The sequence below is a fragment of the Paraburkholderia sp. SIMBA_030 genome (assembly GCF_046535245.1).
In the GTDB taxonomy this organism is placed as follows: Bacteria; Pseudomonadota; Gammaproteobacteria; order Burkholderiales; family Burkholderiaceae; genus Paraburkholderia.
Genome location: NZ_JAWRXB010001193.1, coordinates 1 through 251, shown reverse-complemented (window position 1 = coordinate 251; position 251 = coordinate 1). Strand labels below are relative to the sequence as shown.

Below are 251 nucleotides of genomic sequence, written 5' to 3'. Positions count from 1 at the left end.
AATAAATGACGACTCAGGCAACAGTTGCAACAAGCGATGAAGCAAGCGACAAAATCTTGGTGGCCGCCCGCCAGCAGGTCCTTGAAAAAGGTATCGGCCTGACCCAAGAACAGCTCGAGGACGTCCTCCGTCTGCCTGACACTGCCCTCCCCGCCGCCCTGCAATTGGCCCACGAGGTGCGTCTAAAGCACTGCGGTGAGGATGTCGAAGTCGAGGGCATCATCTCCATCAAGACCGGCGGCTGCCCCGAG

1 protein-coding gene is annotated in these 251 nt (G+C 59.0%); it reads left to right on the top strand.

Features of this window, described 5'->3' with window-relative positions; genetic code table 11:
- Positions 1–56: 56 nt before the first annotated feature.
- On the top strand, positions 57–251 hold a 195-nt coding region (locus SB772_RS43800; RefSeq protein WP_410839003.1), incomplete at its 3' end, for a hypothetical protein.